The sequence below is a fragment of the Sediminicoccus sp. BL-A-41-H5 genome, assembly GCF_050632405.1.
GTDB lineage: Bacteria > Pseudomonadota > Alphaproteobacteria > Acetobacterales > Acetobacteraceae > Roseococcus.
The window spans coordinates 4,274,793-4,299,720 of sequence record NZ_CP192601.1 but is presented as its reverse complement, the minus strand read 5'-3'; the positions used below and the strand labels follow the sequence as shown (position 1 = coordinate 4,299,720).

Genomic DNA, 24,928 nt, shown 5'->3' with positions numbered 1-24,928 from the left:
GAGGGCGCGGCCGTGGCGCAATCGGCCTCAGGCCAGGCCCAGCACCTCCGGCCTCAGGTCGGGCCAAGCACTTCTTCCACCGTGCCGTCCTGGAGGATGACGCCGCCCTCGATGCGGATGGCGCGCGTGCACCAGCGGCGCACCACGGCCATGTCATGTGTGGCGAGCATCAGGATGTCGGCCCCGGTGACGAGCTGCTTCAGGCGTTCCTCCGCGCGGGCCATGAACTCCGCATCGCCGGCCAGGAACCATTCATCCATGAGCAGGATCTCGGGCATCATGGCGGTGGCGAGCGCGAAGGCGAGGCGCACCTGCATGCCGGCGGAATAGCCGCGGATCTGCACGTCGATGAACTCGCCGAGATCGGCGAAGGCGACCACCTCCTCCGCCATCGCCTCGGCCTCGGATTCCGACATGCCGCGATAGAGGCCGCGCAGGACGATGTTCTCCCGCCCCGTGGCCAGCGCCTCCATGCCCGCGCCCGGGTCGATGAGGGAGCCGATCTCGCCCTCCACGCGCAGCCGGCCCGCGACGGGCTCATAGATGCCGGCCACGGTGCGCAGCAGGGTGGACTTGCCAGCGCCATTGGGGCCGACGAGAGCCACGCGCTCGCCGCGCTCGATGGTGAAGGTCAGGTTCCGCAGCGCGGCCACGACGACGCGGTGCGAGGGGTCCTCCTTCAGGCGGCGCGGGGTCGCGCCCATCAGCCGCCGCTTCAGCGAGCGCGCATTGTGGTGGTAGAGCGGATATTCGATCGCCAGGCCCTCGGCCTCGATGCGTGCCATGTCGGTCAGACCCAGAAAGCGACGCGGTTGCGGAACCGCGTGAAGAAGGCCTGGGACACGGCCCAGACGATGCCGGTGTAGAGGATCGCCGCGATCCAGACGGTGGCCGAGGCGCCGGTGCCCATGAGCGGCGCGCGCATGGTTTCCATGACGGCGAAGAAGGGGTTGAGCGGCAGGTAGACCTGCGCCCCCTCGATCAGCTCCGGCTTCCAGATGACGGGCGTCAGGAAGAAGGCGATCTGCATGACGGAGGCCACGATGGGCGGGATGTCGCGGAAGCGCGCGCAGAGCAGGCCGAGCAGGAGCGAGCCCCAGAAGACGTTGATGGCGAGCAGGGCCAGGCCCGGAAGCGCCCAGAGCGCGCCCCAGCCCGGCTGCACCCCGAAGATCAGGAAGACGACGAGGATGAGCGGCAGGTTGTGCGCGGCCACCACCGCGTTGCGGAACACCGTCCTCAGCGCATGCACCGAATAGGGCAAGGGCATCTGGCGGACGATGCCCTCGGCCGAGGTGATGGTGGTGCAGGCCTCGGTCACGGCCTGGCCGATCATGGCCCAGATGATCAGGCTGACAGCGAGCCAGGGCAGGTAGACCCCGACCTCGAGCTGGAAGAGCTTGGCATAGAGGAAGCCGAGCGCGATCAGCATCACCGCCGTCGAGATCGTCACCCAGAGCGGGCCCAGCACCGAGCCGCGGTAGCGGTGGGTGATGTCCGTCCGGGCCAGCACCCAGGCGAGGCGCCACCGCTGGAAGCCCTCCAGCAGGTCGGCGCGGGCACGGGCGCCGCGCTCGGGGTGGGCGGCGTCATGTTCGAAGGAGCGGGGCGAAAGGCTGGCCATGCGGGCGGCTATACACGCAGGGCCCCCGGGCTGAAAGCCGAGGAAGGCTTCCGTTCGTCATCGCTGCCATCGTATTGACAGGCCCCGGTCCTGTGTTAGGGCCCCTCGGTTTTCCAGGAGACGCGGTACCTTGCTCTTCCTCATCACCGGCGGATACGGCTTCATCGGCTCGGCCGTCGTCCGCCGCCTTCTGACGACCACCGGCGCCACGGTCGTCAACGTGGACAAGATGACCTATGCGGCGAGCCCGGCCGCGCTCGGCATGCATGCGGGCGAGGCGAGGCACATCCATGTGCAGGCCGATATCTGCGACGTGGAGGCGATGCGCGCCGCCTTCGCCACGCACAAGCCGACGGCCGTGATGCATCTGGCGGCCGAGAGCCATGTGGACCGCTCGATTGACGGGCCGGCCGAGTTCATCCGCACCAATGTGGTCGGCACGCAGGTGCTGCTGGAGGCGGCACGGGAATATTGGAACGGGCTGGAAGGCGCCGCGAAGGCCGCGTTCCGTTTCCACCACGTCTCGACCGACGAGGTCTTCGGCAGCCTCTATCCCGGCGATCCGCCCTTCACGCCCGAGACGCCCTATGACCCGCGCAGCCCCTACAGCGCGAGCAAGGCGGCCTCCGATCACCTGGTGCGGGCCTGGAACCACACCTATGGCTTCCCCTCCTTCGTCTCGAACACGACGAACAATTACGGGCCCTGGCAATTCCCGGAGAAGCTGATCCCGCTCGTCACGCTCAATGCGCTCGAGGGCAAGCCGCTGCCGGTCTATGGCGAGGGCGCCAATATCCGCGACTGGCTGCATGTCGAGGACCATGCCGAGGCGCTGGTGCTGGCGCTGATGCACGGCCAGCCAGGGGCGACCTATTGCATCGGGCCCCGGCAGGAGCGCACGAACCTGGAGGTGGTGAAGGCGATCTGCGCGACGCTGGATCGGCTGCGGCCTGACCCCGCCGGCCCGCGCGAGCGGCTGATCACCTTCGTGCGCGACCGGCCCGGCCATGACTTCCGCTACGCGATGGATCCCTCGGGCGCCGAGGCGGCGCTCGGCTGGAAGCCGCGCTACGACTTCGAGGCGGGCCTGGAGCAGACCATCCGCTGGTACCTGGACCACGAGGCCTGGTGGCGGCCGATCCGCGAGAAGGCCTATGCCGGCCAGCGGCTTGGGACCGACGCCGCTCCGCGGCTTGGGACCGACGCCGCTCCGCGGCTGGGCGGCGTGAAGTCGTGACGCCGCCGGCTGCCCGCGCAGCCATCGAGACCATGGCATCCTCCCTCCGAGGATGCGAGACGAACAGCCGAGCCGAAACGCTTCAGCGTTTCGAGCCAAGCGCGCGGAGCGCGCGCCCGGCGCATGAGGGCATGAAGACATGAAGGGCATCATCCTGGCCGGGGGTTCCGGCACGCGGCTGCATCCGATGACGCTGGCGGCGTCCAAGCAATTGCTGCCGGTCTATGACAAGCCGATGGTCTATTACCCGCTCGGCACGCTCATGCTGGCGGGGATCCGGGACATCCTGGTGATCTCGACCCCGCAGGACCTGCCGGCCTTCCGGCGCCTGCTGGGCGACGGTTCGGCCTTCGGGATCAAGCTTTCCTATGCGGAGCAGCCCTCGCCCGATGGTCTCGCCCAGGCCTTCCTGATCGGCGAGACGTTCATCCAGGGCCAGCCCTGCGCGCTGGCGCTCGGCGACAACATCATCTACGGCGAGGGCCTGTCCGAGCGGCTCCGCGCGGCGAAGGGCCGCGCCGAGGCGGGTGGCGCGACCGTCTTCGGCTATCGCGTGGCGGACCCCGAGCGCTATGGCGTGGCGGAGTTCGACGGCGCGGGCCGCGTCATCTCCATCGAGGAGAAGCCGGTCAAGCCGAAATCGGACTGGGCCGTCATCGGCGTCTATTTCTACGACAGTCGCGTGGTGGAGATGGCCAAGCGCGTCACGCCCTCGGCCCGCGGCGAGCTGGAGATCACCGACCTCAACCTGCTCTACATGCAGGCGGGCGACCTCTCCTGCGAGCAGCTGGGCCGCGGCTGCGCCTGGCTCGATGCGGGCACGCCGGCCAGCCTGCTCCAGGCGGCGACCTTCGTGCAGACGGTGCAGGAGCGGCAGGGCCTGGTGGTGGGCTGCCCGGAGGAGATCGGCTTCCGCCGAGGTTTCCTGACGGCCGATGAGCTGCGCGCCCGTGGCAAGGCGCTGGGCAAGACCGCCTATGGGCAATATCTCGTGCAGCTCGCAGATGGCGTCCACGCATGAAGATCACGCCGCAATCCATCCCCGATGTGCTGCTGATCGAGCCCAATCGCTTCGGCGACGCGCGCGGCTTCTTCAGCGAGGTGTGGAAGCGCAGCGCGCTGGCCGCCGCGGGGCTGACGGCCGATTTCGTGCAGGACAACCACTCGCTCTCGCGCGAGGCGGGGGTGGTGCGCGGCCTGCATTTCCAGCGGCCGCCCACGGCGCAGGGCAAGCTCGTGCGCGTGGTGCGCGGGCGCATCCTCGACATCGCGGTGGATATCCGCCAGGACAGCGCGACCTATGGCCAGCATGTGGCCTGCGAGCTCTCGGCCGAGAACTGGCAGCAGCTCTGGGTGCCGCGCGGCTTCGCGCATGGCTTCATGACCCTCGAGCCCGACACCGAGGTGCTCTACAAGGTGGATGCCGAGTATGACCGGGCGACGGATGCGGGCATCCTCTGGGACGATCCGGCGCTGGGGATCAAATGGCCGGTGCTGCCGGGCGGCGTGATCCTCTCCGACAAGGACCGCAACGCGCCGCGCCTGGCCGAGATACCGCCCCCCTTCCCCGCGGGTTCGGTCTGATGCGGCGCATCCTCGTCACCGGCCAGGGCGGGCAGCTGGCGACGGGCCTGGCGGACAGCCTGCCCGCCCAGGGCTTCGAGGCACTGCTGGTCGGCCAGCCGGATTTCGAGTTCGACAAGCCCGAGACGGTGGTCGCTGCCTTCGCGGCGCTGAAGCCGGAGGCGGTGGTGAACTGCGCCGCCTGGACGGCGGTGGACGCGGCCGAGGAGGACGAGGCCGGCGCCTTCCGCGCCAATGCGCTGGGCCCCGCGCTGCTCGCGAAGCTCTGCGCCGAGGCCGGCGTCCCGCTGATCCAGATCAGCACCGACTACGTCTATGACGGGATGAAGGGTGCACCCTATCTGGAGAGCGACCGGCCCAACCCGCTTGGCGCCTATGGCCGCACCAAGCTGGCCGGCGAATGGGCGGCGCTCGCCGGCAACCCGATGACGAGCGTGCTGCGCACCGCCTGGGTGTTCAGCCCGGTGGGCAAGAACTTCGTCCGCACCATGCTGACCGTGGGCGCCACGCGGCCCGAGCTGCGCGTGGTGGCGGACCAGCATGGCCACCCGACGGCCGCCCCCGACCTGGCGGACGCCATCGCCGCCATTCTGGCGCGCATCCGGCAGACCGGCTGGCGGCCGGAGTATCGTGGCGTGTTCCACGCGCGGGCGGAGCAGGCCACGCATTGGCACGCCTTCGCCGAGGCGATCTTCGCCGGCGCCGCCCCCCATGGCGGCCCGCAGCCGCGCGTCGTCCCGATCGCCACCCACGAATACCCGGTGAAGGCGGTGCGCCCGGCCGATGGGCGGATGGACGGCACGAAGCTGGCCGAGACCTTCGGCGTGACCCTGCCCAGCTGGCAGGCCGGCCTGGACCGCGTGCTGCGCGCCCTGCACGCGGGCGGCTGATGCCGCCCGCACATCCCGAACAGGGGGGCGGCTGATGCCCCCCTACACGCTCAGCGAGCTTGCGCACCCGGAGGGTGGCGCGCCGCGCATCCTGCACGGCCTCGCCGCCCGCGCGCCGCTCACCTTCCTGCGCCGCGCGGCCGAAGTGGCCTTCGAGATCGCCCAGGCCGCCGTGCTGGACCGCATCGCCCCCCTCAAGGCCGGCCTGCGCGAGGTCTCGGCCGGGGAGGCGCCGCGCCAGGGGCGCTCGCTGGCGCTCTACCTGCATTGGTCGCCCGATGGGCGGGTCTCGCCGATGGTCTTGCGGCAATTGGCGCTCTGGCGGGAGGCGGGCTTCGACCTCGTCTTCGTGACCAACGCGCCGAACCGGCCGCCGGAAGCCGACTGGGCCGCGGTCGGTGCGCGATGCTGGCGGCGCATCCATCGCGAGAATGTCGGGCGCGACTTCGGCGGCTGGCGCGATGCGGCCGCGGTCGCGCTCGCCGAGTTCGGCACGCCCGAGGAGCTGCTGCTGGCCAATGACAGCGTGCTCGGCCCTTTCCTGCCGCTGGCGCCTTTGGTGGAGGCCTGGCGGGCGGGGGGCCATGGCCTGTTCGGCATGACCGAGAGCGAGGGCGGCGGGCCGCACCTGCAATCCTATGCCCTGCTCGCGCGCGGCGAGGCCGCCGTCACCCTGCTCGCCGCCCATCTCGCCGCCTTCCGGGACAGCCGGAGCAAATGGCGCGTGGTGCAGCAGGGCGAGATCGGCCTCTCGCGCCGCGCGCGCGCGGCTGGGCTGCGCTGCGCCGCCCTCTTCGGCTATGCGCGCCTGACCGCCCTGGTGGATGACGCGACGCGCGCGAGCCTCGGCCCACGCTTCGAGAACGCCGAGGCTTTCGCCCGCTATCCGCTCAACCCCTGCCATCACCTCTGGCGCGTGCTGGTGGCGCGCATGGGTTTCCCCTACCTCAAGACCGAACTCATCCGGCGCAATCCGGGCCGCCTGCCCGGGGTGGAGGAATGGCCCGCGCTGATGCCGGCCGAGGAAGCCGCGCTGATCCGCGAGCACCTCGCCATGATGGGCCCCTGATCGCGACGCTCGCGGCTCGATTGACAGGGCCCATGCGGAACGGCAGAGGTTCCGCGCCCTGCAGGCCCCACCTTTTGCCGAAAGTCGCAGCCCTCCATGGCCTCGCCTGATCAGGAACCCCGCATTCACCCGCTGCGCCGTGCCGTCCGCCGGCTGCCGGCGGTCCGCAAGGCCCTGCTCAAGGCGCTCAAGCCCATCATGCCGCAGGTCGGTCAGTTCGTGCGCTGGCTGGAGGCGGCCGAATACACCACCTGGTTCAGGCGCTGGCAGGCCAGCACGCCCGCCGATGACGCCGCCATCCTGGCACTGCTCGGCCCCGCCCCCGCGTCCTTCCTGGTGACGCTGCCCCGCGCCGAGGCCGAAACGCGCGCCAGCATCGCGGCCCAGCTCGGCGTGCCGGTCGAGGTCCTGGAGGGCGGCGCGCTGACGCCGGCCCAGGCGCTGCGCAGCCGCTTCGTCCTGCATCTCGAGCCGGGGGACCTGCTGCCGCGCCACGCCCTGGCGGAGTTCGCCATCGCCGCCGAGGCCGCGCCCGCGCCCCTGATCATCTTCGGCGATGAGGACACGCAGGTGATCGGCGGCCGGCGCCGCGCGCCCTGGCTGAAGACCGCCTTCGACCCCGACCTGCTGCTGCAGCAGCCCGCCCTGGGGCGGGCCGTCGCCTATGACACGGGGCTGCTCGCGCGGCATGGGCTGCTCGACCTGCGCGGCCATGCGCTGATGGTGGCGGCAACGCGCGCCGCGCTGGCCGAGGCCGGGCCGGCGGCGATCCGGCACATCCCCGCCATCCTGCTGCACCGCGCCGCGGGGCGCATGCCCGCCTGGCGCGAGGGGCTGGACCTGCCCGGGGTGTCGTTGATCCTCGCCGAGGCGGGCGAACGCGTCACGCTGGAGCCGCCGGGCGGCGGCCGCCCCGTGCCGCGCGCCACCTGGCCTCTGCCAGACCCCGCGCCGCAGGTCACCATCATCATCCCGACGCGGAACGGGCTGCCGCTGATGGAGGCCTGCCTCGACGGCCTCCTGAAGCGCACCGACTACCCGGCCTTCGACATCATCGTCTGCGACAATGACAGCGACGACCCGGCGCTGCTGCGCCGCTTCGAGGAATGGTCGCGCGATCCGCGCTTTTCCGTGCTGCCCTGCCCGGGGCCCTTCAACTACTCGGTGATCAACAACCGCGCCGCGCGCGCGGCGAAGGGCGAGATCCTGCTCCTCCTCAACAACGACACCGAGGTGCGCCACGACGGCTGGCTGCGCGAGATGGTGAGCCATGCGGTGCGGCCGGAGATCGGCGCCGTCGGCGCGCGCCTCCTCTTCCCGAGCCTGCGCGTGCAGCATTCGGGAACGGTGCTGGGCCTCGCCGGCATCGCGGGGCACGACATGCTGCACACGCCGGAGAAGAGCCACGGCCCCTATGACCTGCTGCGCCTGACGCGGCGCGTCTCGGCGGTGACCGCCGCCTGCCTCGCCGTCCGGCGCGAGGCCTTCCTGGCGGTGGGCGGCTTCGACGAGGAGGGGTTGCGCGTCGCGTATAACGACGTGGATCTCTGCCTGAAGCTGCGCGCCTCGGGCCTGCAGAACCTCGTCACGCCCCAGGCGGAGCTGCTGCACAAGGAGAGCGCCACGCGCGGCGACGACATGTCGCCCACGCACAAGGCGCGCTGGCTGACCGAGCGCGCCACCATGCGCGCCCGCTGGGGGGAGCAGCTGGTGAACGACCCCTATTACAGCCCGCTTCTCTCCCTCGATCCGCCGACCCGCATCCTCACGGCCGCGCCGCGGCGCCTCGCCCCCTGGCGCCCCCCCGCCGAGCAACCGCCGCTGCCGGAGTGAACCAGGACGACGGGGATGTCCCGATTGATTTGAGTTTTTCCAACATGACTCGGACCTGAATTCACTTGCGGCGACCGGCAGTCGCATCCGAACCTTCCTGCCGCCGCCCAGGGCCGCGCCGCGACATGACCGACGCGGTTCCCGGGCGCGGCCTCAGGGAGGTGCCCCGCCGTGATCCACGGCCTGAGCGACGTTGCAGTGCAGGAAGCCGAGGATTTCGAAGGCTTCTACGAATTCGCCTGGCAGGTGCCCGCTGATCACGCGCGCGAGGTGGCGCAGGAGACGGCCGGTCCCTCCCCCTTCAGCACCTTCGGCACGAAATGGGGCGCTTCCCAGGCTGCCGGCACGCCGGGCGGCACCGTCACCTGGAGCCTCGTGGGCGCCGGGGTCTCCACCACCGCCTTCGGCTTCTACTACGGGGCGAGCGTGGCGCTCGGCAGCTTCCTCGGCTTCGACTACGCCACAACGCTGAGCCGCGCCTTCAACGTCTGGTCGGCGGTCGCCAACATCAACTTCGTGCAGGTCTTCGACGGCGGCGGCGCCGTCGGGCGCGGCACGGTCGGAACCATCCGCATCGCCGCTGGCTATATCGACGGGGATTCCGACACGCTGGCCCAGGCCTATTCCCCCGGTTTCAGCGCGCTGGGCGGCGACATCGTGTTCGACAGCTCCGAGCGGGACTTCTGGAATCCGAACAGCTTCCTCGCGGTCGCGACGCATGAGATCGGCCACGCGATCGGGCTGAACCACACGACCACCCCCAACCAGTTGATGAACGCCGCCTACAACCCGGCCATCTCGACCCCGCAATGGGACGACATCGCCGGCGCGCGCCACATCTACGGCTACGCCGACGTATCGCTGCGCATCAATGACGTGACCCTCACCGAGGGCGATTTCGGCGTCACCATCCTGGGCTTCACGGTGAGCCGGGTCTCGACGGCGCTCGCGGTCTCGGTGGATTACCGCAGCCACGACGGGAATGCCTTGGCCGGGCTGGACTACGGCGCCGTGGCGGGGACGCTCTTCTTCGGGATCGGCGAGGCGTCCCGGCGCATCGAAGTGCCGGTGTTCAACGACACCAGCCACGAGCGCACCGAATGGCTCACCATCGAACTGTTCAATGTGACCGGCGGCGCCACCCTGGGCGATGCGGTCGGCATCGGCATCATCGCGGACAATGACCCGCCCTTCACATCCGCCAATCTCTGGCTGGCCGGCTTCGGCACGCAGGGGAGCTGGGCCAGCAACGAGCTGACGCCGCGCCGCCTGGCCGATGTGAATGGCGACGGCATGGCCGACATCTTGGGCTTCGCCCATGGCGGCGTCGTCGTCTCGCTCGCCACCGGCGGGGGCACCTTCGGGCCGGCGCGGCTGGCGGTGGAGGGCTTCGGGGTGAATGGCGGCTGGCTGAATAATTCGCTGACCCCGCGGCAACTGGCCGATGTGGACGGCGACGGGCGGGCCGATATCGTGGGCTTCGCCCATGGCGGCGTCGTCGTCTCGCTGGCGGATGGCGCGGGGGGCTTTGGCGCCGCGCGCCTCGCCGTCACGGGCTTCGGCGTGAATGGCGGCTGGGCCAATGACAACCTCACGCCGCGCCACCTGGCGGACGTGAATGGCGACGGCATGGCCGACATCCTCGGTTTCGGCAGTGCGGGCGTCTATGTCTCGCTGGCGACCGGCGGCGGCGCCTTCGGCGCGGCGCGGCTGGCGGTCGGGGGCTTCGGTCTCAATGGCGGCTGGCTCAGCGACCATGCGGCGCCGCGCCGCCTCGCCGATGTGAATGGCGATGGCATGGCCGATATCGTCGGCTTCGGCGGGGCCGGCGCCTATGTCTCGCTCGCGCTGGGCGGCGGGAGTTTCGGCGCGGCGGCGCTGCGCCTCGGCGCCTTCGGCTCCAACCCCTCGGCCGGCGGCTGGACGCAGGATGACGCGACGCCGCGCCGGCTGGGCGATGTGAATGGGGATGGCCGGGCCGACATCGTGGGCTTCGGCGGGGCCGGCGCCTTCGTGGCGCTGGCCAGCGGCGGCGGCGGCTTCGAGGCGGCGGAGTTGCGCCTGGCCGCGCTCGGCTCCGCGCCGGCGGCGGGCGGCTGGCGCAGTGACGACATCTTTCCGCGCCACGTGGCCGACACCAATGGCGACGGCAATGCGGACCTGCACGGCTTCGGCCATCTCGGCCTCTACAGCGCCTTTTCGAACTACCCGCTCTGAGCCGCGCCTGGGGTATGATGCGTTGAGGCGTAATCGCCGAAACGCTGAATCATCCACTCAGCAACGGCTGGAACGCGCGGCGTGAACGCATGTGAACACAGCGCGGTCTAGACGCCCAGCGCCGCCAGCGGGATCACGTCCACCACGCCGCCCTTGGGCAGCGGCGGCGCGAAGGGTGCGCGCAGGATCAGGCCGTCGGCCGAGGCGAGCACGGCCAGCATGGAGCTGTCCTGCCGGCTGGCGGGGGTCGCCACCATCATGCCTTCCGGGCCGGGGGTGAGGCTTGCGCGCAGGTGGTCGGCGCGCTTGTCATTCTCCGCCAGGTCCAGCCCCGCGAGGGCCTGGATGGTCCGCGGCCCGGCATCGGGCAGGCCCTGCATGCGGGCCAGCCCGGGCAGCAGGAAGACCACGGCGCAGACCAGCGCCGAGACCGGATTGCCCGGCAGGCCCAGCACCGGCATCGCACCCAGCCGCCCCCAGATCAGCGGCTTGCCCGGCCGCATGGCGATCTTCCAGAAGTCGAGCGCGAAGCCGTCCTGGCCGAGCGCCTTCTGCACCAGGTCATGCTCGCCCACGCTGGCGCCGCCCGTCGTCACCAGCAGGTCATAGCCGCCGGAGCCCGCAAGTGCGGCGATGCTGCCCGCGTCATCCGGCGCGATCGGCAGGATGCAGCCCTCGCCCCCGGCCGAGGCGATCACGGCGGCCAGGGCATGCGCGTTGGAACTGACGATGCCGCCCGCCGGCAAGGGCTCGCCCGGGAGCGCGATCTCATCGCCGGTCGCGAGGATGGCGATGCGCGGACGGCGATGCACGGTGAGCCAGGGATGGTTGGCCGCGGCGGCGAGGCCGATGTCGCGCGCCGTCAGCCGGCGGCCGGCGGGCAGCAATTCGCCGCCCTCGGCGAAGTCGAGGCCACGGCGGCGGATCCAGCGGCCGGCGGCGACCCCCTCGGTCACGGTCAGGCGCGGCCCTTCGGCCTTGGCGTCCTCCTGGATCAGGATGGCGTCGGCGCCGGCCGGCACGAAGCCGCCGGTGAAGATGCGGACCGCCTCGCCGGGCCCCACCTCGCCCGCGAAGGGGTGGCCCGCGGGCGCGGCGCCGGTCACGGTGAGCGTGGCGCCCGTCACCGCATCGGCCGCGCGCACCGCATAGCCGTCCATGGCCGAGACATCGGCGGGCGGCTGTGTGAGGCGCGCCACTACGGGCCGCGCCAGCACGCGGTTCCAGCCGGCGGCGAGCGGCACCGTCTCCGGCCCCGTGGGCCGGATGGCCGAGAGGATGCGCTGGCGGGCTTCCTCGAGCGGGATCACGGCGCTGCTTCGAAGCGGCCCGACTTGCCGCCCTCCTTCAGCGCCAGGTGGATGCCCTCGATCCGCATGCCGCGATCCACCGCCTTCACCATGTCATAGACGGTGAGTGCGGCGACGCTGACGGCGGTCAGCGCCTCCATCTCCACGCCGGTGCGGCCGGTGACGCTGACCTGCGCCTCGATCTCGACCGTGTCCGGCCCGGCGATGGTCAGGTCCACGCGGACCTTGGTGAGCATGAGCGGGTGGCACAGCGGGATCAGGTCGCTGGTCTTCTTCGCCGCCATGATGCCGGCCAGCCGCGCGACGCCCAGCACGTCACCCTTGCCCGCCTTGCCCTCGGCGATCAGCGCCAGCGTCTCGGGCGCCATGACGATGCGGCCGCGCGCGATGGCGAGGCGCTCCGTCTCCGGCTTTCCGGCCACATCCACCATGGCGGCGCGGCCGGCTTCGTCGAAATGGGTTAACGAAGACATTTTTATGCCCTCAAACGGCGGGCGGCGGCCCTGCCGCCTTGCCTTCGCCGCGCGGCGCTTGCGCCAGGTTGAAAGGTCGGTCGGGCGGCGCCGGCCGCCGTCGCGGCCGGATTCTCCGGGCGAGCGTGCGTGTTGCGGGTCACGGCCCGAGCAAGGCGCGCGTCGCTTCCGCCACGTCCGGCTGGCGCATCAGGTGCTCACCCACCAGCACGCAATAGGCGCCGGCGGCGGCCATGCGGCGGAGATCGGCCGGCGTACGCAGGCCGCTCTCGGCGACCGGGATGCGGTCGGCCGGGACCATGGGGATGAGCGCCTCGCTGGTCGCGAGGTCGGTCACCAGGGTCTTCAGGTTGCGGTTGTTCACGCCGATCAGGCGCGTCTGCAGGCCGAGCGCGCGCTCCATCTCGCGCGCGTCATGGACTTCCGCCAGCACCGCCATGTCGAGGCTGCGGGCGATGTCCTCCAGCTCATGCGCCTGGTCGTCGCTCAGCGCCGCCATGATGAGGAGGATCGCATCCGCGCCCATGGCCCGGGCCTCGAAGACCTGGAAGGGATGGATCATGAAATCCTTGCGCAGCACGGGCAGCTGGCAGGCGGCGCGCGCCGCGATCAGGTCCTCCGGGCGGCCCTGGAACCACTTGGCATCCGTCAGCACGGACAGGCAGGCGGCACCCGCGCTCTCATAGGCCTGGGCGAGCGCCGCGGGCTCGAAGGGGTCGCGGATCAGGCCGCCGGAGGGGGAGGCGCGCTTGATCTCGGCGATCAGGCCGGTGCGGCCCTCGCCGATGCGGGCGCAGAGCGCGCCGGTGAAGTCGCGCGGGCGCGGCTGGTCGAGCGCGCGCTTCTCCATCTCGGCGAGCGAGGTCGTGGCCATGCTGGCCGCGACCTCCTCCGCCTTGTCGCGCAGGATGCGCGCCAGGGTATCGGAGAGCCCCGCATCGGGGATCACATCAACAGTCATTCGGGAAGAGCCTCGGAGGTCGCACGGCGGAGACGGAGGAGAACATCCAGAGCGCGCCCGCTGTCAATGCTCTCGGCGGCGAGCGCGGCGCCGGAGCGCAGATCATGCGCGCGGCCGGCCACCACCAGCGCGGCGGCGGCATTGAGCAGCACCATGTCCCGGTAGGCGCCGCGCTGGCCCTCCAGCAATGCCACCAGCGCGGCCGCGTTCTCCGCCGGCTCGCCGCCCTTGATCGCCTCGATCGGCCAGTCGGGCAGGCCGGCATCCTCGGGGGTAACGGTGAAGCGGCGCGTCTTGCCGCCCGAGAGCTCCACCACCTCCGAGGGGCCGGAAATCGCCAGCTCATCCATGCCCTGGCCATGCACCACCCAGGCCACCTCGGTGCCCAGGCGGCCCAGCGCATCGGCCATCGGCTGCAGCCACTCGGCCGAGAAGGCGCCGGTCATCTGCCGCTTCACCCGCCCCGGATTCGCCAGCGGCCCCAGCAGGTTGAAGATGGTGCGCGTGCCGAGCTCGACGCGGGCGCCGCCCGCATGGCGCAGCGCGGCGTGATGGCGCGGCGCCAGCAGGAAGACCATGCCGGCGTCGCGGATCACCTCCGGCAGGCGCTCCAGCGGCACATCCAGGTTCACGCCCAGCGCGCCCAACGCATCGGCCGCGCCCGATTTCGAGGAGAGCGCGCGGTTGCCATGCTTCGCCACCGGCACGCCCGCGCCCGCCACCACCATGGCGGCCGTGGTCGAGATGTTCAGGCTGCCGGAGGAATCGCCCCCGGTGCCGACCACATCCATGGCGTCGTCGGGCACCTCCACCGGGATCATCCGGGCGCGCATGGCGCGCACAGCGCCGGTCATCTCGGCCACCGTCTCGCCGCGCACGCGCATGGCCATGAGCATGCCCGCGATCTGCGCGGGGGTCGCCTCGCCCGCCATGATGATGCCGAAGGCGGCCTCGGCCTCGCTCTCGGCCAGGCGTTCCCCCGCGGCGAGGCGGGCCAATACGGGTTTGAGGCCGTTCATCCGGACTGTGTGACCTTTGCTTCCTGGCGCGACGCGCCTCCCCTTATAGGGCGCATGGTCGCCCGTCCCAAAATGCGCCATAGAAGGGCATGGCGTCGAATCCGCTCCCTGATGCGACGGGCAGCCCCCGTTCGCGTGGCGGCGGCACATGCCCTGCTCCGCGCCGCTCGGCGATTCCCTCGCCTCGCCCTTTGCTGTAGGTTGGCCGCGTGCGGAAACTTATTCTGATCGGGCTGGGCGTCGTGGTGGCCGCGGGCGTGGGCGGCGGCGCCTATTGGATGCGCGAACCCGCGCCGCAGCCCGTGGGCGCCGGCCCGGCCGCCACGCTCACCCTGCCCGACAACCTGCCCCTGCCGCCCGAAATGCCGCGCCTGGCCGACGGCGCGGATTACGACCGCTGCCTCTCCCTCCTGCGCGATGACCCGGAGGAGGCGATGCGCTTCGCCCAGGCCTGGGACGCGACGGGCGGCGGCGATGGCGCGCGGCATTGCATCGCCCTCGCCCTGCTCGGCCTGGGTGAGCCCGACCGCGCGGCCGAACGGCTGGAGCGGCTGGGGGCGGCGAGCCGCGCGGGCGGCCTCGCGCGCGCGGCGGTGTTCGGCCAGGCCTCGCAGGCCTGGATGATGGCGGGCGACCCGAACCGCGCCTTCGCCGCCGTCACCATCGCGCTGACGCTGGCGCCGCAGGATGTGGAACTGCTGGTGGACCGCTCCGTCGTGCTGGCCTCGATGCAGCGCTACCGCGAATCCATCGAGGATCTCGATTCCGCCCTGGCGCTGGAGCCCGAGCGCGCCGAGGCCTGGGTGCTGCGCGCGGCGGCCCTGCGCCACCTGGAGCGCGTGGACCAGGCCTTCGTGGCAGTGGAGCGCGCCCTGGTGCTGACGCCCGACAACCCCGAGGCGCTGCTGGAGCGCGGCATCCTGCGCCAGCTGCGCGGCGACGTGACGGGGGCCCGCAACGACTGGCAACGCGCCATCCAGATCGCGCCGGACAGCATGGCGGCCGACCTGGCCGCGCAGAACATCCAGCTGAACGAATTGGGCCCGCAGCGGCGGTAGAATGCATCTGCGAGACCGATTCACGCCCCAGCGCAGGCGCCAGGGCGATCGGGCTCGGACTACTTCTCCATCAGCCGCGGCATGAGTTCGACCAGATTGCACGGACGGTGCCGCGCATCGAGCTGCCAGATCAGGATGTCGTCCCAGGCGTCCTTGCAGGCGCCGGTGCTGCCCGGCAGGGCGAACATGTAGGTGCCGTGCGCCACGCCACCCAGCGCGCGGGACTGCATCGTGGAGGTACCGATCTTCTGGTAGCTCAGCATGCGGAACAGCTCGCCGAAGCCCTCGATCTCCTTCTCCATGACGCGCTTGAAGGCCTCCGGCGTCACGTCGCGGCCGGTGATGCCGGTCCCACCCGTCGTGATCACGCAATCCACCATCGGGTCGGCGATCCAGGCGCGCAGCTGCGCCTCGATCAGGTCGGCCTCGTCGCGCAGGATCTCGCGCGCGATGCAGCGATGGCCCGCAGCCTCGATGCGCGATTGCAGGGTCTCGCCCGAACGGTCGGTGCTCAGGTCGCGCGTGTCGCTCACCGTCAGCACGGCGATGTTCACGGGCAGGAAGGTGCGGTTTGGGTCGATCGGCATGCCGATCAATTGGACCGGGCGGAGGTCATGCGCAACATGGCCGTGACCTCCTCCACGCTCGCGAAGGCCGGGAAGCCGCCGCCCGCGATCTGGTCGAGCGAGGGAGTCGGCAGGCCCAGGCGGTGGGCGTAGATCCAGCTGAAGGTCAGGACGCGGGTGACGAAGCTGCGGGTTTCGTGAACCGGGATGCTCTCGATGAAGAGCAGCGGGTCGGCCCGGCGCTGCGCGGCCGGCAGCCAGCGGTTGAGATTGCCCGGCCCCGCATTGTAGGCGGCGAGCAGCCGGATCAGATCGCCCCGCACCGCCTCGTGCCGGGCCAGGTAATGCATATAGCGCTGGCCGAGCTCGAGGCTCAGGCCCGGATCATGCAGGCGCTCCACCGCCTCGCCCCGGAGCGAGGGATCGTTGGCCACATAGCTGGCCGTGGCGGGCATGAGCTGCATGATGCCGCGCGCCCCGGCCCGGCTGACGGCGCTGGAATCGAAGCGGCTTTCCTGCAGCGCCAACGCGTAGAGCAGTGAGGGGTCCATGCGGAACCCGCCATTGGGCAGCAGGACGGGCAGAGGAAAGCGGGCGCCATCCCGCGCCCGGCCATCCTCAAGCTGCGCCGCCGTCGCCACCTGGGCCGCCGGGCCCGGCATATTGGCCTGCTGCGCGACGGCGAGGATGCCCTGCGTCACCGCCGGGTTGTTGCGGGTGCGGCGCTGCAACAGGCGCAGTTCCGCCTCGGCGCGGTCGCGCTGCCCGATCTGCAGCAGCGCCAGCGCGCGCCAGCCGCCGGCCGTCTCGGCCAAGCCCTGGGCGCGGGCCTCGTTGGCCACGTCGCGCTCCCAGACCAGGCCGGGCGGCAGGCCCAGGCTGCGGCGGGCGATCATGCCATGGAAGGTGCGCGGCTCCTGCGCCGCCTGGAGCATCCAGGGCACGTACTGGGCGGGCCGGCGGGCACGGACGGCGGCGCGGGCGGTCCAGAAGGCGGCCGCGGCGCGCAGGGTGGGCGGCGCCTGCTCGTTGCGGGCCGCGCGCTCGAAGGCGTGGTAGGCGCTCTCGTAATTCTGCATGCCCCAGGCCGAGAGCCCGGCCTGATAGGCCACCAGCGCATTCTGGGGCGCGAGGCGCATCCCCTCCTGCGCGATGGTCCAGGCCTCGGCGTCGCGACCCTGGCGGAAGAGGGATTGCGCCATCTCGGCCTTGAGTTGGCCGAGATAGGTGTTGGAAAGGCCGCGCCGGGCATGGATCAGGGCCAGCGCCGCATCAAGGTTGCCGTCATTGATGCGCGCCTGGACGGCACGTTCCAGGGCGGCATCGCGGGTAAAGCTGGTTTCGGCCGGGGCGCGATCCTCGGGGAGGAGATCCGCCATGGTGTCGGGCTGGCTGGGCGGGGGCGGGGCGGCGGCGCCGCGCGGGAGGAGGCGGAGCAGCGCCTCATGCAACAGCGGAGCGTCGGGCAGGTCGGCGAAATCGGCGAGCCAGGCCTGGAGTTCGTTGAGGCCGGGCTCGCCGCGATGATAGCGGTCGGCCAGCAGATGGCCCATCAGGCGGCGGTCATCCAGGCCCTCCGCCTCGCGGATGGCGGTGGCGATGTCGCCACTCGCCTGTGCCTCGAAGGCGCGGCGCATCCGCGCGGCATCGGCCTGCCCCATGGGCTGGGGCAGGCCCGGAGCCACGGCTGGGCCGGGGGGCGTTCGTGTCCGCACCTGGAAAGGGGCGGTCTGGTCTTGGGCCCGCTGGGCGGTGGCCGGGCTGAACCCGGCGCCGAGGCAGAGAAGGCCGGCAATAACGCCGGGCAAGGTGCGGGCCATGGGGCGCAGCGCTCGCATGACGCGGCTCCCCTAACCCAGGCTTCGCTGGCAAAGCAAGTGTTGATTTTCCGAGCCGTCCTTAATCGGTCACGCGGGTGGCAATCCTGACGTTAAGGTTTTTCCTGTGCCCCAATGCCGCCATCATTCATGGCGCGCCGCAACATCAGCAGATCGGCCCAGGCATCACGCTTGGCGATAGGGTTGCGAAGGAGATAGGCGGGATGGAGGGTTGGCAATGCCATCAATACTTCGCCGCCAAGTATTGATACTTGGTGCCAGCGACCGCGCAGGCGGGTGATCCCCTCCCGCGATTGAAGAACGCCCTTCGCCGCGACGCCGCCCGCCAGCACGAGGAGGCGCGGCTTCGCGAGCGCCACATGACGCAGCACGAAGGGCAGGAAGAGCGCGATTTCCGCATCCGTCGGCGTGCGGTTTCCGGGCGGGCGGAAAGGCAGGATGTTGGTGATGTAGAGGCTCTCGGCACGGCTGAGGCCGACGCTCGCGAACATGCGATCCAGCAGCTGGCCCGAGGCGCCGACGAAGGGCTTGCCCTGCCGGTCCTCCTCCGCGCCCGGCGCCTCGCCGATCACCATGACCGGCGCTCCCGGCACGCCATCGCTGAAGACCAGGTTCGTCGCGGTCTCGCGGAGCGGGCTGCCGGTGAAGCCGGCCATCGCCTCGCGCAGTTCCTCGAGCGTGTTGGCCGTCCCGGCCAGCGCGGCCGCGGCTTCGCCATGCGGGGTCGCCTTGCGGGGCGCGGCGGCGCGCGGCGTTGCCTCCGGGGCGGCCGCGGGCCGTTCCGGCTGGAGCGCGGCCGGCTTGCGCGCGCGGGGGGCCGCCGTCTCCAGGATCGCCTCGTCGGCGCCCATGGCGATCTGCCACCGCAGGGCGGCCAGCAGCGCGAGATGCTCGGAAGGGTTCGCCATGGCCTCCTTCTACCGTGTCATGCGGGTTCCGCGAAACCGGCGGTTCGTCTAGGTTCGCCCCCCACGGAATTTGCCGCGAAGGGTGGTCGGGATGAGCGAAGAACGCGAAGCGATGGAATTCGATGTGCTGATCATCGGCGCGGGTCCGGCGGGCCTCGCCGCCGCGATCCGCCTGAAGCAGCTCAACCCCGAGATGAGCGTCTGCGTGGTCGAGAAGGGCGGCGAGGTCGGCGCGCATATCCTCTCGGGCGCCGTGCTCGAACCCCGCGCGCTGGACGAGCTCCTGCCCGACTGGCGCGAGGACCCGCCGGCGCTGGCCACGCCCGCCGGCGAGGACCGCTTCATGCTGCTGACGGAGACCAAGGCCTTCAAGCTGCCGACGCCCCCGCAGATGCACAATGAGGGCAACTACATCGTCTCCCTCGGCAATGTGGCCCGCTGGCTGGGTGCCAAGGCCGAGGCGCTGGGCGTCGAGATCTATCCGGGCTTCGCGGCGTCGGAGACCATCATCGAGGATGGGGTGGTGAAGGGCGTCGTCGCCGGCGTCATGGGCATCGTGAAGGATGGCACCAAGGGTGCCGACTACCAGCCTGGGATGGAGCTGCGCGCCACCACCACGCTCTTCGCCGAGGGCTGCCGCGGCAGCCTGACCAAGAAGCTCTTCGACACCTTCAACCTCCGCGCCGAATGCGATCCGCAGACCTACGCGATCGGCATCAAGGAGCTGTGGGAAATCCCGAAGGAGAACCACAAGCCCGGCCTGATCTGGCACAGCGCCGGCTGGCCGCTGTCCACCGACACCTATGGCGGCTCCTGGCTCTACATGTTCGGCGAGAACCTGGTGAGCGTGGGCTTCGTCGTGGGCCTCGACTACCCCAACCCCTGGCTCTCCCCCTTCGAGGAGTTCCAGCGCTTCAAGCACCATCCGGCGGTCGCCCCCATGCTGGCCGGCGGCAAGCGCATCTCCTACGGCGCGCGCGCGCTGAACGAGGGCGGCTTCCAGTCCATCCCGAAGCTCACCTTCCCGGGCGGCGCGCTGATCGGCGACACGGCGGGCTTCCTCAACGTGCCCAAGATCAAGGGCACACACCTCGCCATGAAGTCCGGCATGGTGGCGGCGGAGGCCATCGCGGGCGAGGGGATCGAGGCCTATCCGGGCCTGCTGCGGCAATCCTGGCTCTGGTCCGAGCTGGAGGGGGTGCGGAACATCCGCCCGGGCTTCGCCAAGTTCGGCTTCTGGGGCGGCATGGTGAATGCGGCGCTCGACACCTACGTCTTCAAGGGCAAGGCGCCCTGGACCATGGGCCACCATCATGACCACAGCCAGCTCAAGGCCGCGGCTGATGCGCCGCGCATCGCCTACCCCAAGCCCGATGGGGTGCTGAGCTTCGACCGCCTCTCCTCGGTGTTCCTCTCGAACACGAACCACGAGGAGAACCAGCCCGCGCATCTCGTGCTGCGCGACCCGTCCAAGTGGCTGGGCGAGAACTGGGAACGCTATGCGAGCCCGGAGAGCCGCTACTGCCCGGCCGGCGTCTATGAGGCGGTCGGCATCGAGGAGGGCAAGCCCGCGCTTGTCATCAACGCGCAGAATTGCGTCCATTGCAAAACCTGCGACATCAAGGACCCGTCGCAGAACATCGACTGGAAGACGCCCGAGGGGGGTGGCGGCCCCAATTATCCCGGAGGGATGTAGCGCATGGCCGATGCCAAGACCGACGCACGCAGCGACGCGGAGAAGATCAACGCCTTCCTGCCCAAGCGCGGCGCGCAGGGGCCTTGCTCCGCCTGCGGGCAGAATGCCTGGACGCTGGTGGGCGGGCCGGGCTGGTCGGTCACGCTGCCGATGATCGACGAGGCCGGCACCATCCCCTCCGCGCCGCCGCATGTCCCGGTCTATGCGCTGGTCTGCAACAATTGCGGCAATCTCCGCCTGCATGCGCAGCGGGTGGTGGATGCCGAGGAGACGCCGTGATGCTCGACCGTTTCACCCCCTACATGCTGAGCATCCTGCGGATCGTGGCGGGGCTGCTCTTCTTCCTGCACGGGCCGCAGAAGCTGATCGGCTTCCCGCCCTCCCCCCGCCCCGCGCCCGAGCTCTTCTCCATGCTGGGGGCGGCCGCGACGCTCGAGGTGATCGGCGGCGCGCTGCTCATCATCGGCCTCTTCACGCGGCCGGTCGCCTTCGTGATGTCGGGGCTGATGGCCTTCGCCTATTTCATCGCCCATGCGCCGCGCAGCTTCTGGCCGACCAGCAATGGCGGCGATGCGGCGATCCTCTTCTGCTTCCTCTTCCTCTATCTCGTCTTCGCCGGCCCCGGCCCCTGGAGCCTGGACGCGCGCCGCAAGTCATGAAGCTCCGCGCATGAGCCTCATTTCCCTCCTGCGGCAGGGCATGGTGCTCTCGCTCGGCTGGGTGGTCTGCGCCGCCATGGCGCTGACGCATTACGGCTTCCTCTGGGGGCTGCTGCTGCTCATCATCTGGGCGGCGCTGCTGGTGCGCTTCCAGCGCAGCACCGTCGAACACGCCAAATCCATCGCCGCCAAACTGCAAGGTTCGAAGTCATGATCCGCATCCATGGCACGCCCAAGTCGCGCGCCTTCCGCTGCATCTGGGCCGCCGAGGAGGCGGGCCTCGCCTATGAGATCCTCCCCATCGGCTTCGGCCCCGGCATCAAATCGCCCGAGCATCTCAAGGTGAACCCGAACGGCAAGATCCCGGCGATGGAGGATGGCGCGCTCGTGCTCTTCGAGAGCCTGGCCATCAACCTGCACCTGGCCGCCAAGGCCGGCGCGCCGCTCATGCCCAAGGGCGACGATGCGAGCCGCGCCCTGCAATGGACGCTCTGGGCCGCGACCGAGGCCGAGCCGGCGGCGATGCAATGGGCCTACAACACCTATATCCGCCCGCCCGAGGAGCGCGACCCGGGCCAGGCCGCGGCCGGCGCCGCCGGGCTCAACGCGCGGCTCGACGTGCTGGAAGGCCAGCTCGGCGCCCATCCCTGGCTGCTGGGCGAGACCTTCACCATCGCCGACTGCAACCTGGCCGGCGTGCTCTACGGCGCCTGGGCGAACAGGTTCGACCTGGGCGGGCACACCCGCGTGAAGGCCTGGCTCGACCGCTGCTTCAACCGGCCCGCCGCACTTGCCGCGCGCGCCCTGCGCGAGGCGCCGTGACCATCATCGAGACGGCCCGGCGCCTCGACGCGCTGGGCTTCATGCCGAGCAAGTCCGGCAATGTCTCGACACGCATCGAAGGCGGCTTCCGCATCACCCCCTCGGGCCTGCCCTATGCGGCACTGGCCGAGGACGACCTCGTGGATGTGGCGCTGGATGGCGGCGTGCTGGCGGGCATGCGCCGCCCCTCCTCCGAATGGCGCCTGCATGCCGAGATCTACGGGGCGCGGCCCGAAGCCCAGGCCATCGTCCACACGCACAGCCCGCGCGCCACCGCGCTCTCCTGCGCGCGGCGCGGCCTGCCGCCCTTCCACTACATGATCGCGCTGGCCGGCGGCGAGGACATCCGCTGCGCCGCCTATGCCACCTTCGGCACGGCGGAGCTGGCGCTCTCCGCGATTCCCGCGCTGGAGGGGCGCCGCGCCTGCCTGCTGGCCAATCACGGCGTGGTGGCGCTGGGCAGCTCGCTGGCCGCGGCCGAGACCCTGGCGCGCGAAGTGGAGAACATGGCCGGCGAATACCTGGACCTGCTGGCGGCACGGCTGGAGCCCGTGCTGCTGACGCCCGCCGAGATGGCGGCGGTCACGGCCCAGTTCGGGGGTTATGGGCGGCTGCGCTGAGTTGCGGTTACATTCATTCAATAAATCGTAAATTCCGTTGACCTACCGCTTCACGCACTGAGAATTCGGGCTGTTTTCACGTCCACAACAACGGAAAAGAACATGGCCCTGCGTCGCTTCCTTCTCGCCGCCCTCCTCACCTCAGGCTTCGCCGGCGCGGCCAGCGCCCAATGCGACACCAGCTTCACCCTGGTGAACCGCTCGGGCGCGACGGTGCAGGAATTCTACTTCGGCAGCAGCGCCCAGCGCAGCTGGGGCGTGGACCAGCTCGGCAGCAACGTCCTGGTCAACGGGCAGAGCATGCGCTTCCGCGCGCGCAACGCCGGCGCCAATGACTTCAAGATCGTCTGGGCCAATGGCGACACGGCGGAGCTGATGCGCATCGACATCTGCGTGACGAGCGAGATCGTCGCCACGCGGCGCGGCATGGAAGCACGCTGAACCCGGCGCGGGCGCGCGACGAGACCGCCGCGCGCCCCCGCTCTCAATAGCCTTCCTTCAGCAGCGGGAAGGCGCTGTGCACATTCGGGAAGACCACCGGCGGCGCGCCCAGATGCACATGGCCGCGCGTGAGCTGGCCGAAATTGTTCACGCCCGTCAGGCCGAGCGCCTTGATCACCTCATCCTCCAGGATCTCGAGCAGGCGCTCGATCCCATCGGCGCCTTCGGCGGCCAGGCCATAGAGATAGAGGCGGCCGAGGCCGACCCAGTCGGCCCCCAGCGCCACCGCCTTCACGATATCCGTGCCGCGGCTGAAGCTGCCATCCACCATGATCTTCGCGCGGCCGGCAACGGCCTCCACCACCTCGGGCAGCACGTCGAGCGAGCCACGCCCGCCATCGAGCTGCCGCCCGCCATGGTTGGAGACATAGATCACATCCACCCCATGCTCGCAGGCGATGGCCGCATCCTCGCCCGTGCCGATGCCCTTCAGGATCAGCGGGATCTTGTGCTTCTCCTTGAAGCGCGCGACCTCGCGCCAGGAGAGCGCCGCCTGATGGTCCATGCCGGTGTTCGCGGCACGCCAGGTCTTCACGAAGCGCTTGGCGATGTCGCGCTCGCGGCGCGAGTAATGCGCCGTGTCCACCGTCATGCAGAAGGCGTCATAGCCGCTGTCCACCACGCGGCGGACATAGTCATCCACGAAGGCGTCGTCGCCGCGCACGTAAAGCTGGAACACCTTGGGGCCCTTCGACGCCTCGGCGCAGGCTTCCAGCCCCGGCTGACTCACGCTCGACAGCATGTAGGGAATGCCGAAGGCGCCGGCGCCCTTCGCGACGGAAACGCCGCCGCCCGGCTCGAAGCTCTCCAGCGAACCGACCGGCGCGCAGAAGACCGGCAGGCGGATGCGGTGGCCGAAGAAATCCACGCCGGCATCCACCTTCGACACGTCGTTCAGCACGCGCGGCCGCAGCGCCGCCGTGTCGATCGCCATGCGGTTGCGCGCGAGCGTGGTTTCCGTCTCGGTGCCGCCCACCAGATAGTCCCAGACATTGTGGTTCAGCTTGATCTTCGCGGCCTTCACGAATTCGTGCAGGACCTGATAGCGTTCCTCGAAATTGCGCATGGTTTTGCTCTCCGCCTTTGGCGCAAACCTAGCTTGTGCGGATGAATTCGGAACCCCCCCTCTCCCGCTTCGGCGCATCCGGCGCGACAATCCGCGCAACAGAGGGAAGTCCTGATGAACGCCACCGAACGCCGCCTCCGCGCCCGCGCCATTCTTGAGGGCGCGGCCTGCATCCATCCCGCCTCCGTGCATGATCCGCTTTCGGCCCGCATCGCCGAGGAGCTGGGCTTCGAGCTCGGCATGTTCGCGGGCTCCACCGCCTCGCTCGCCATCCTGGGCGCGCCGGACCACATCCTGATCACGCTGACGGAATTCGCGACCCAGGCGCGGCGCATCACCCGCGCCGGCACCCTGCCGCTGGTCGTGGATGCCGACCATGGCTACGGCAATGCGCTCAACGTGCAGCGCACGGTGGAGGAGCTGGAGGTGGCCGGCATCGCCGCCATGTCCATCGAGGACACGGAACTGCCCCGCCCCTTCGGCGCGCCCCAGCCGCGGCTCATCCCGATCGAGGAAGGCGTGGGCAAGATGCGCGCCGCCGTCGCCGCCCGCGTGGATGCGAGCCTCTGCATCTTCGCCCGCACGGGGGCGATGAACGTCACCAGCCGCGACGACTGCCTCGCCCGCATCAAGGCCTATAATGACTGCGGCACCGACGGCATCTTCCTGACGGGCGTGACCACCCGCGCCGAACTGGATGCGGCGGCCGAGGTGGTGAAGCAGCCCCTCATCCTCGGCACGCTCAGCCCCGAGATCACCGACAAGGATTATCTCGCCAGCCGCGGCGTGCGGATCGCGCTGCAAGGCCATGCGCCGAGCCAGGCGGCGGCCCAGGCGATCCATGCGACGCTGAAGGCGCTGCGGGAGGGGGTGCAGCCAGGCCAACTCACCGGCCTGCCGGAGAAGGGCGCCATGGCCCGCTGGACGCGCGAAGCGCCCTACAGCGAGGCCATGAAGCGGTTTCTGGACTAATTCGA

The 24,928-nt window shown here is 70.6% G+C and carries 26 protein-coding genes; 16 read left to right on the top strand and 10 right to left on the bottom strand.

What is annotated here, in order from left to right; genetic code table 11:
- Nucleotides 1–53: 53 nt before the first annotated feature.
- The gene (locus tag ACQ860_RS21110; RefSeq protein WP_431305290.1) at nt 54–785 is read right to left on the bottom strand and encodes an ABC transporter ATP-binding protein; all 732 of its coding nucleotides are present in this window, start codon (nt 783–785) and stop codon (nt 54–56) included.
- Between the two features lie 5 nt (nt 786–790).
- Nucleotides 791–1,624: an ABC transporter permease gene (locus tag ACQ860_RS21105; protein ID WP_431305289.1), complete on the bottom strand. Its 834-nt coding sequence runs from the start codon at nt 1,622–1,624 to the stop codon at nt 791–793.
- Between the two features lie 130 nt (nt 1,625–1,754).
- Here ACQ860_RS21105 and rfbB point away from each other — a divergent pair, with 130 nt between their 5' ends.
- The 7 genes from rfbB to ACQ860_RS21070 all read left to right on the top strand — a co-directional run bounded on the left by rfbB (nt 1,755) and on the right by ACQ860_RS21070 (nt 10,454).
- Nucleotides 1,755–2,861, top strand: a complete 1,107-nt coding sequence (gene rfbB / locus ACQ860_RS21100; RefSeq protein WP_431305288.1) for a dTDP-glucose 4,6-dehydratase — start codon at nt 1,755–1,757, stop codon at nt 2,859–2,861.
- A gap of 139 nt (nt 2,862–3,000) precedes the next feature.
- Nucleotides 3,001–3,882, top strand: a complete 882-nt coding sequence (gene rfbA / locus ACQ860_RS21095; RefSeq protein WP_431305287.1) for a glucose-1-phosphate thymidylyltransferase RfbA — start codon at nt 3,001–3,003, stop codon at nt 3,880–3,882.
- A complete protein-coding gene (gene rfbC, locus ACQ860_RS21090; protein ID WP_431305286.1) occupies nt 3,879–4,445 on the top strand; it encodes a dTDP-4-dehydrorhamnose 3,5-epimerase in 567 nt (188 codons plus the stop codon). The genes rfbA and rfbC overlap by 4 nt, the downstream gene beginning before the upstream one ends.
- Entirely contained in the window at nt 4,445–5,335 is an 891-nt protein-coding gene (gene rfbD, locus ACQ860_RS21085) for a dTDP-4-dehydrorhamnose reductase (protein WP_431305285.1), read from the top strand. Before rfbC ends, rfbD begins: the two co-directional genes overlap by 1 nt.
- 34 nt (nt 5,336–5,369) lie before the next feature.
- Nucleotides 5,370–6,404 (top strand): hypothetical protein, encoded by a 1,035-nt coding sequence (locus ACQ860_RS21080; protein WP_431305284.1) that lies wholly within the window; start codon nt 5,370–5,372, stop codon nt 6,402–6,404.
- A 96-nt stretch (nt 6,405–6,500) separates the two neighbouring features.
- Entirely contained in the window at nt 6,501–8,237 is a 1,737-nt protein-coding gene (locus ACQ860_RS21075; protein ID WP_431305283.1) for a glycosyltransferase family 2 protein, read from the top strand.
- A 171-nt stretch (nt 8,238–8,408) separates the two neighbouring features.
- The gene (locus ACQ860_RS21070) at nt 8,409–10,454 is read left to right on the top strand and encodes an FG-GAP-like repeat-containing protein (protein ID WP_431305282.1); all 2,046 of its coding nucleotides are present in this window, start codon (nt 8,409–8,411) and stop codon (nt 10,452–10,454) included.
- A 107-nt stretch (nt 10,455–10,561) separates the two neighbouring features.
- On the opposite strand, the gene ACQ860_RS21065 is transcribed toward ACQ860_RS21070, so the two are convergent.
- The 4 genes from ACQ860_RS21065 to trpD form a co-directional block, all read right to left on the bottom strand.
- Nucleotides 10,562–11,764: a molybdopterin molybdotransferase MoeA gene (locus tag ACQ860_RS21065; RefSeq protein WP_431305281.1), complete on the bottom strand. Its 1,203-nt coding sequence runs from the start codon at nt 11,762–11,764 to the stop codon at nt 10,562–10,564.
- Nucleotides 11,761–12,243 (bottom strand): cyclic pyranopterin monophosphate synthase MoaC, encoded by a 483-nt coding sequence (gene moaC, locus ACQ860_RS21060; RefSeq protein WP_431305799.1) that lies wholly within the window; start codon nt 12,241–12,243, stop codon nt 11,761–11,763. Before moaC ends, ACQ860_RS21065 begins: the two co-directional genes overlap by 4 nt.
- Nucleotides 12,244–12,376: 133 nt before the next feature.
- Nucleotides 12,377–13,198 carry an indole-3-glycerol phosphate synthase TrpC gene (gene trpC / locus ACQ860_RS21055; RefSeq protein WP_431305280.1) on the bottom strand — a complete coding sequence of 274 codons (822 nt, stop codon included), beginning with the start codon at nt 13,196–13,198 and terminating at the stop codon, nt 12,377–12,379.
- Nucleotides 13,195–14,217, bottom strand: coding sequence for an anthranilate phosphoribosyltransferase (gene trpD, locus ACQ860_RS21050; RefSeq protein WP_431305279.1), 1,023 nt, complete (start codon nt 14,215–14,217; stop codon nt 13,195–13,197). Before trpD ends, trpC begins: the two co-directional genes overlap by 4 nt.
- A 209-nt stretch (nt 14,218–14,426) precedes the next feature.
- Between trpD and ACQ860_RS21045 the strand changes: the two genes are divergently transcribed.
- Nucleotides 14,427–15,275: a tetratricopeptide repeat protein gene (locus ACQ860_RS21045; RefSeq protein WP_431305278.1), complete on the top strand. Its 849-nt coding sequence runs from the start codon at nt 14,427–14,429 to the stop codon at nt 15,273–15,275.
- Nucleotides 15,276–15,334: 59 nt separating this feature from the next.
- Here the strand turns inward: ACQ860_RS21045 and moaB are convergent, their stop codons facing one another.
- From moaB to ACQ860_RS21030, 3 genes are all read right to left on the bottom strand, one after another.
- A complete protein-coding gene (gene moaB, locus ACQ860_RS21040) occupies nt 15,335–15,862 on the bottom strand; it encodes a molybdenum cofactor biosynthesis protein B (RefSeq protein ID WP_431305277.1) in 528 nt (175 codons plus the stop codon).
- A gap of 5 nt (nt 15,863–15,867) precedes the next feature.
- Nucleotides 15,868–17,502 carry a transglycosylase SLT domain-containing protein gene (locus ACQ860_RS21035; protein WP_431305276.1) on the bottom strand — a complete coding sequence of 545 codons (1,635 nt, stop codon included), beginning with the start codon at nt 17,500–17,502 and terminating at the stop codon, nt 15,868–15,870.
- A 269-nt stretch (nt 17,503–17,771) separates the two neighbouring features.
- Nucleotides 17,772–18,587, bottom strand: coding sequence for a uracil-DNA glycosylase (locus ACQ860_RS21030; protein WP_431305275.1), 816 nt, complete (start codon nt 18,585–18,587; stop codon nt 17,772–17,774).
- Between the two features lie 91 nt (nt 18,588–18,678).
- On the opposite strand from ACQ860_RS21030, the gene ACQ860_RS21025 reads away from it, so the two are divergent.
- The 7 genes from ACQ860_RS21025 to ACQ860_RS20995 all read left to right on the top strand — a co-directional run bounded on the left by ACQ860_RS21025 (nt 18,679) and on the right by ACQ860_RS20995 (nt 22,825).
- A complete protein-coding gene (locus ACQ860_RS21025; RefSeq protein ID WP_431305274.1) occupies nt 18,679–20,283 on the top strand; it encodes a 4Fe-4S dicluster domain-containing protein in 1,605 nt (534 codons plus the stop codon).
- A 3-nt stretch (nt 20,284–20,286) separates the two neighbouring features.
- Nucleotides 20,287–20,562 carry a hypothetical protein gene (locus ACQ860_RS21020; RefSeq protein ID WP_431305273.1) on the top strand — a complete coding sequence of 92 codons (276 nt, stop codon included), beginning with the start codon at nt 20,287–20,289 and terminating at the stop codon, nt 20,560–20,562.
- Nucleotides 20,562–20,942: a DoxX family protein gene (locus tag ACQ860_RS21015; RefSeq protein ID WP_431305272.1), complete on the top strand. Its 381-nt coding sequence runs from the start codon at nt 20,562–20,564 to the stop codon at nt 20,940–20,942. The genes ACQ860_RS21020 and ACQ860_RS21015 overlap by 1 nt, the downstream gene beginning before the upstream one ends.
- 10 nt (nt 20,943–20,952) lie before the next feature.
- Nucleotides 20,953–21,156, top strand: a complete 204-nt coding sequence (locus tag ACQ860_RS21010) for a hypothetical protein (protein WP_431305271.1) — start codon at nt 20,953–20,955, stop codon at nt 21,154–21,156.
- Complete coding sequence (locus ACQ860_RS21005) at nt 21,153–21,764, top strand: glutathione S-transferase family protein (RefSeq protein ID WP_431305270.1); 612 nt, start codon at nt 21,153–21,155, stop codon at nt 21,762–21,764. Before ACQ860_RS21010 ends, ACQ860_RS21005 begins: the two co-directional genes overlap by 4 nt.
- Nucleotides 21,761–22,384, top strand: a complete 624-nt coding sequence (locus tag ACQ860_RS21000; RefSeq protein WP_431305269.1) for a class II aldolase/adducin family protein — start codon at nt 21,761–21,763, stop codon at nt 22,382–22,384. The genes ACQ860_RS21005 and ACQ860_RS21000 overlap by 4 nt, the downstream gene beginning before the upstream one ends.
- Before the next feature lie 102 nt (nt 22,385–22,486).
- Nucleotides 22,487–22,825 carry a hypothetical protein gene (locus ACQ860_RS20995; protein WP_431305268.1) on the top strand — a complete coding sequence of 113 codons (339 nt, stop codon included), beginning with the start codon at nt 22,487–22,489 and terminating at the stop codon, nt 22,823–22,825.
- Nucleotides 22,826–22,868: 43 nt separating this feature from the next.
- On the opposite strand, the gene ACQ860_RS20990 is transcribed toward ACQ860_RS20995, so the two are convergent.
- Nucleotides 22,869–23,951: an alpha-hydroxy acid oxidase gene (locus ACQ860_RS20990; RefSeq protein WP_431305267.1), complete on the bottom strand. Its 1,083-nt coding sequence runs from the start codon at nt 23,949–23,951 to the stop codon at nt 22,869–22,871.
- Nucleotides 23,952–24,065: 114 nt separating this feature from the next.
- On the opposite strand from ACQ860_RS20990, the gene ACQ860_RS20985 reads away from it, so the two are divergent.
- On the top strand, nt 24,066–24,923 hold the full coding sequence (locus ACQ860_RS20985; RefSeq protein WP_431305266.1) for an isocitrate lyase/PEP mutase family protein: 858 nt from the start codon (nt 24,066–24,068) through the stop codon (nt 24,921–24,923).
- Nucleotides 24,924–24,928 lie beyond the last annotated feature (5 nt).

What these genes read in the sequence shown, in the direction of transcription:
- ACQ860_RS21110 (WP_431305290.1), bottom strand. Translation starts at nt 785, where the DNA reads ATGGCACGCATCGAGGCCGAGGGCCTGGCGATCGAATATCCGCTCTAC.
- ACQ860_RS21105 (WP_431305289.1), bottom strand. Translation starts at nt 1,624, where the DNA reads ATGGCCAGCCTTTCGCCCCGCTCCTTCGAACATGACGCCGCCCACCCC.
- rfbA (WP_431305287.1), top strand. Translation starts at nt 3,001, where the DNA reads ATGAAGGGCATCATCCTGGCCGGGGGTTCCGGCACGCGGCTGCATCCG.
- rfbC (WP_431305286.1), top strand. Translation starts at nt 3,879, where the DNA reads ATGAAGATCACGCCGCAATCCATCCCCGATGTGCTGCTGATCGAGCCC.
- rfbD (WP_431305285.1), top strand. Translation starts at nt 4,445, where the DNA reads ATGCGGCGCATCCTCGTCACCGGCCAGGGCGGGCAGCTGGCGACGGGC.
- ACQ860_RS21080 (WP_431305284.1), top strand. Translation starts at nt 5,370, where the DNA reads ATGCCCCCCTACACGCTCAGCGAGCTTGCGCACCCGGAGGGTGGCGCG.
- ACQ860_RS21075 (WP_431305283.1), top strand. Translation starts at nt 6,501, where the DNA reads ATGGCCTCGCCTGATCAGGAACCCCGCATTCACCCGCTGCGCCGTGCC.
- trpC (WP_431305280.1), bottom strand. Translation starts at nt 13,198, where the DNA reads ATGACTGTTGATGTGATCCCCGATGCGGGGCTCTCCGATACCCTGGCG.
- trpD (WP_431305279.1), bottom strand. Translation starts at nt 14,217, where the DNA reads ATGAACGGCCTCAAACCCGTATTGGCCCGCCTCGCCGCGGGGGAACGC.
- moaB (WP_431305277.1), bottom strand. Translation starts at nt 15,862, where the DNA reads ATGCCGATCGACCCAAACCGCACCTTCCTGCCCGTGAACATCGCCGTG.
- ACQ860_RS21035 (WP_431305276.1), bottom strand. Translation starts at nt 17,502, where the DNA reads ATGGGGCAGGCCGATGCCGCGCGGATGCGCCGCGCCTTCGAGGCACAG.
- ACQ860_RS21030 (WP_431305275.1), bottom strand. Translation starts at nt 18,587, where the DNA reads ATGGCGAACCCTTCCGAGCATCTCGCGCTGCTGGCCGCCCTGCGGTGG.
- ACQ860_RS21025 (WP_431305274.1), top strand. Translation starts at nt 18,679, where the DNA reads ATGAGCGAAGAACGCGAAGCGATGGAATTCGATGTGCTGATCATCGGC.
- ACQ860_RS21020 (WP_431305273.1), top strand. Translation starts at nt 20,287, where the DNA reads ATGGCCGATGCCAAGACCGACGCACGCAGCGACGCGGAGAAGATCAAC.
- ACQ860_RS21015 (WP_431305272.1), top strand. Translation starts at nt 20,562, where the DNA reads ATGCTCGACCGTTTCACCCCCTACATGCTGAGCATCCTGCGGATCGTG.
- ACQ860_RS21010 (WP_431305271.1), top strand. Translation starts at nt 20,953, where the DNA reads ATGAGCCTCATTTCCCTCCTGCGGCAGGGCATGGTGCTCTCGCTCGGC.
- ACQ860_RS21005 (WP_431305270.1), top strand. Translation starts at nt 21,153, where the DNA reads ATGATCCGCATCCATGGCACGCCCAAGTCGCGCGCCTTCCGCTGCATC.
- ACQ860_RS20995 (WP_431305268.1), top strand. Translation starts at nt 22,487, where the DNA reads ATGGCCCTGCGTCGCTTCCTTCTCGCCGCCCTCCTCACCTCAGGCTTC.
- ACQ860_RS20990 (WP_431305267.1), bottom strand. Translation starts at nt 23,951, where the DNA reads ATGCGCAATTTCGAGGAACGCTATCAGGTCCTGCACGAATTCGTGAAG.
- ACQ860_RS20985 (WP_431305266.1), top strand. Translation starts at nt 24,066, where the DNA reads ATGAACGCCACCGAACGCCGCCTCCGCGCCCGCGCCATTCTTGAGGGC.